At 76.9% G+C, this 4,584-nt stretch carries 2 protein-coding genes; both read right to left on the bottom strand.

The genetic code is table 11. The features are described from left to right. Positions 1-2,660, bottom strand: a 2,660-nt coding sequence (locus AXW62_RS37705; RefSeq protein WP_442267822.1) for a type I polyketide synthase, incomplete at its 3' end; no start/stop codon positions are given. Positions 2,661-2,698: 38 nt separating this feature from the next. Next, positions 2,699-4,584 (bottom strand): type I polyketide synthase (locus tag AXW62_RS37700; RefSeq protein ID WP_159061054.1); only part of this gene is annotated, 1,886 nt, incomplete at its 5' end.

Raw genomic sequence — 4,584 nt, 5'->3', positions numbered from 1 at the left:
GCGGCGGGCGCCACGTCGGCGAACCAGGCGCGCCAGTCGACGGCCGCGCCCGCGACGTGCAGCCGGCCCAGCGCCCGCAGCAGGGCGTCCGGTTCGGTCCGTCCGTCGGGCAGCGAGGCCACCGCGGTCGCCGTCGGGTCGCCGTCCAGGACGGTCCGCGCCATACCGGTCAGCACGCCGCCGGGGCCGACCTCCAGGAACAGCGTGCTGCCGTCGGTGCGCGCGGCGGCCACGGCGTCGCCGAAGCGCACCGCCTGGCGCACCTGCCGCACCCAGTACTCGGGCCGGGTCAGCAGCCCGGTCTCGGCGGTGCGGCCCGTCACGGTGGAGACGACCGGGATGGCCGGCTCCGTGTAGGTCAGGCCCTCGGCCACCTGGCGGTAGCGGTCGAGCATCGGCTCCATCAGGGGCGAGTGGAACGCGTGGCTGACGCGCAGGCGCCGGGTGCGCACCTGGCGCGCCGCCAGCTCCCCGGCGATCACGTCGAGGTCGTCGGCGGGGCCCGAGAGGACCACGGAGCCGGGGGCGTTGACCGCCGCGACGGCCACCCGGTCCGCGCGTCCGGCCAGCAGCGGCGCGGCGTCGGCCTCGTCCAGCGCCACCGCGAGCATCGCGCCGCCCGCGGGCAGCTCCTGCATCAGCCGCGCCCGGGCGGCCACCAGGGTGCACGCGTCGGGCAGCGAGAACACCCCGGCCACATGGGCCGCGAGCAGTTCGCCGACGGAGTGCCCGGCCACCATGTCGGGGGCGATCCCGTACGACGCCACCAGCCGGTACAGGGCGTACTCGAGCGCGAACAGCGCGGGCTGGGTCATCCCGGTGGTGTCCAGCAGTTCCGCCCGCGGCGTGTCCGGCTCGGCGAACATCACCTCGCGCACCGGGTGCGGCAGCAGCGGGTCCAGCAGGGCGCACACCTCGTCCAGCGCCGCGGCGAAGGCGGGGAAGACCTCCGCGAGCAGCCGTCCCATGCCGGGGCGCTGGCTCCCCTGGCCGGTGAAGAGCAGGGTCAGCGCCCCGGGCGTACGGGCCGCGGTCACCACGTCCGCACTGTCCGCGCCGGCGGCCAGCGCCTCCAGGGCCGCGGTGCGGGCGGCGCGGTCGGCGCCCAGGACCACGGCGCGCGACTCCAGCGCCGCGCGGCCAGTGGCCAGCGACCGGCCGATGTCCGCCACGGCGGCGTCCGGGTGGTCCGCCAGCCAGACGCTCAGCCGCCCGGCCTGTGCGCGCAGGCCGTCCTCCCCGCGGCCCGACAGCAGCCACGGCACCGTCCCCACGGAGGCGGGGTCCGCCTCGGGCGCGGGCGCGTCGGGGGCGGCCTCCAGGATGACGTGGGCGTTGGTGCCGCTGATGCCGAACGACGACACCGCCGCGCGGCGCGGCCGGTCCACGGCGGGCCACGCGCGGGCCTCGGTCAGCAGCTCGACCCGGCCGGCGGACCAGTCCACGTGCGGTGAGCGCTCGTCGGCGTGCAGGGTCCTGGGCAGAACGCCGTGGCGCATGGCCTCGACCATCTTGATCACCCCGGCCACCCCGGCGGCGGCCTGGGTGTGGCCGAGGTTGGACTTGACCGAGCCGAGGTAGAGCGGCCGGTCCTCGTCCCGCCCCTGCCCGTACGTGGCGAGCAGCGCCTGGGCCTCGATGGGGTCGCCCAGGGTGGTGCCGGTGCCGTGCGCCTCCACGGCGTCGACGTCGGCGGGCGTGAGCCCGGCGGTCACGAGGGCCTGGCGGATCACCCGGCGCTGCGACGGGCCGTTCGGCGCCGTCAGCCCGTTGCTCGCGCCGTCCTGGTTGATCGCGGTGCCCCGTACCGTCGCGAGCACGTGATGGCCGCGCCGCCGGGCGTCCGACAGCCGCTCCACCACGAGGATGCCCACGCCCTCGGCCCAGCCGGTGCCGTCCGCTCCGGCGCCGAAGGACTTGCACCGGCCGTCCGCCGCCAGGCCCCGCTGGCGGCTGAACTCCACGAAGGTGCGCGGCGTCGTCATCACCGTGACACCGCCGGCCAGCGCCATGTCGCAGTCGCCGCCGCGCAGCGCCCGTACGGCCAGGTGCAGGGCGACCAGCGACGAGGAGCACGCCGTGTCGAGGGTCACGGCGGGGCCCTCGAGGCCGAGGGTGTACGCCACCCGGCCGGAGGCGATGCTGGCCGCGTTGCCGCCCGCGAGCAGGCCCTCGACGGACGGGGGCGCTTCCTGGAGCCAGGTTCCGTAGTCGTGGTACATCACGCCGGTGAACACGCCGGTCGTGCTGCCCCGCAGCGACGTCGGGTCGATCCCGGCCCGCTCCAGCGCCTCCCAGGACGTCTCCAGCAGCAGCCGCTGCTGCGGGTCCATCGCCAGCGCCTCGCGGGGCGAGATCCCGAAGAACTCGGCGTCGAACTCGTCCGCGTCGTGCAGGAACCCGCCCTCGCGGCAGTACGTGGTGCCGGTGGCCTCCGGGTCGGGGTCGTAGAGCCGGTCGGTGTCCCAGCCCCGGTTCTCGGGGAACCCGGAGACCGCGTCGACGCCTTCGGCGACGAGCCGCCACAGCTCGCCGGGCGACCGCACGCCGCCGGGGTAGCGGCAGGCCATGCCGACGATGGCGATCGGCTCGGAGGCCGACTCGGCGTACCGCCGGTTCTCCTTCTTGAGCCGTTCGTTCTCCCTGAGCGACGCGCGCAGCGCCTGCGCGACCTGCTCGTTGGACGCAGCCATGTCCCCTACTCCCCGCTTCCCTCGACGTCGCCCAGTGCCACTCGCACCAGTGCGTCCACGTCCATGTCCTCGAATTCGTCCGCTTCGGCCTCCTCGGCCTCCGCCGTCCCGCCGTCGCCGGGCGATTCCTCGCCGGTGAGCTTGCGGAGCGCGTCCAGGAGACCGGCGTTCTCCAGGGCGGCCAGCGGCAGGGCCGACAGGGCGCGGCGGAAGGCCGCCTCGTCGAACGGGTCCGTGCCGTCGGCCGGGGCGCCGTCCTGCCCGCCCTCCGCGAAGAGCAGCGAGAACAGCTCGTCGGCGAGCGCCGAGGCGCTCGGGTGGTCGAAGACCACCGTCGCCGGGAGCGTCAGGCCGGACGCCCTGCCCAGCCGGTTGCGCAGCTCGACGCCCATCAGCGAGTCGAAGCCCAGCTCCTGGAAGCTGGTCTGCGGCTCGATGCCCGCGACGGTCGGGTGCCCCAGGACGGTGGCGATCTCCGACCGGACGAGCTCCCGCAGCCTGCGCCGGCGCTCGGCCTGCGCCAAGGGGGCCAGCTGCTCCTTCCACAGCACCGTCGCGGCCCCGTGGCCGGTACGCCCGGCGGCGCGCGGTGCGGCCGGGACGAGCGAGCGGAGGACGGCGGGGAAGAGGTCCGGTTCGGTGGCCGCCCGGCGGCGCAGCGCGGCCCGGTTCATGCGTACGGGGACGAGTACGGGGTCGGGTCCGCCGACGGCCGCGTCGAAGAGGGCCAGCCCCGCGGGCTCGGGCAGTGCCTCCACCCCGTCGCGGCCCATGCGGGCGCGGTCGGCGTCGGCCAGTCCCCGCGTCAGATCGCCGGCGGAGTCCCACAGGCCCCAGGCCAGCGAGGTCGCGGGCAGGCCGCGGGCGTGCCGGTGCTCGGCCAGCGCGTCGAGGTAGCGGTTGGCCGCCGCGTACGCCGCTTGGCCGGGGTTGCCGAGCACCCCGGCGACCGAGGAGAACAGTACGAACGCCGACAGGTCCTGGTCCGCGGTCAGCTCGTGCAGGTGCCGGGCCGCGTCCGCCTTCGGCGCCAGGACGCCCGCCAGCCGCTCCGGCGTCAGCCCCGTCACCACACCGTCGTCGAGCACACCGGCGGCGTGCACCACCGCCGAGAGGTCGCGCCCGGCCAGGACGGCGGCGAGCGCGTCACGGTGGGCCACGTCGACCGCCGCGAACTCCACCCGCGCCCCGGCCGCGCCGAGTTCGGCGGCCAGCTCCGCCGCGCCGGGCGCGCTCGCGCCGCGGCGCGAGACCAGCAGCAGCGACCGCACACCCCACGTGGCGACGAGGTGCCGCGCCAGCGCGCTGCCGAGCGCGCCCGTCGCCCCGGTCAGCAGGACCGTGCCGGTGCCGAACCGGGCATGCGTGCCGGTGCCGTCGGCCCGGCTGTCGCGGCCGGGTGCGGCGGGTACGAGCCGCGGCACCCACGCCGCGCCGCCGCGCACCGCCACCTGCGGCTCGCCCGTCGCGAGGGCGGTCGCCACCACGGCGTCCAGTCCGGCGGCGTCACCGGTGCCGGTGCCGGTGCCGGTGTCCGTGTCGGTGCCCGTGCCGGTGTCCGTGCCCGTGTCGGTGCCCGTGCCCGTGTCCGTGCCGGTGTCCGTGTCGACGAGCACGATCCGGCCCGGGTGCTCGTTCTGCGCGGACCCCACCAGGCCCCAGACGGCGGCCATCGCCGGATCCACCGCCGTACCGCCGTCCGGCCCGGCCGTCACCGCGCCGCGGGTCACCACCGCCAGCACTCCGCCGGCCGGGTCGGCCAGGTGCGTGCGCACCGCCGCCAGCGCCGACGCGGTGGCCAGGTGCGCGTCCGGTCCCGCCGGGCACACCGTCCGCACCGCCGGTGTCCCCTCCGGGACGCTGGTCCCGGCGGCGATCCAGTCCACCCGGA

The organism is Streptomyces hygroscopicus subsp. hygroscopicus, assembly GCF_001553455.1.
Lineage (GTDB): Bacteria > Actinomycetota > Actinomycetes > Streptomycetales > Streptomycetaceae > Streptomyces > Streptomyces hygroscopicus.
Note: the sequence above shows the minus strand (reverse complement) of the source record. Positions and strands in the feature narration are given on the sequence as shown.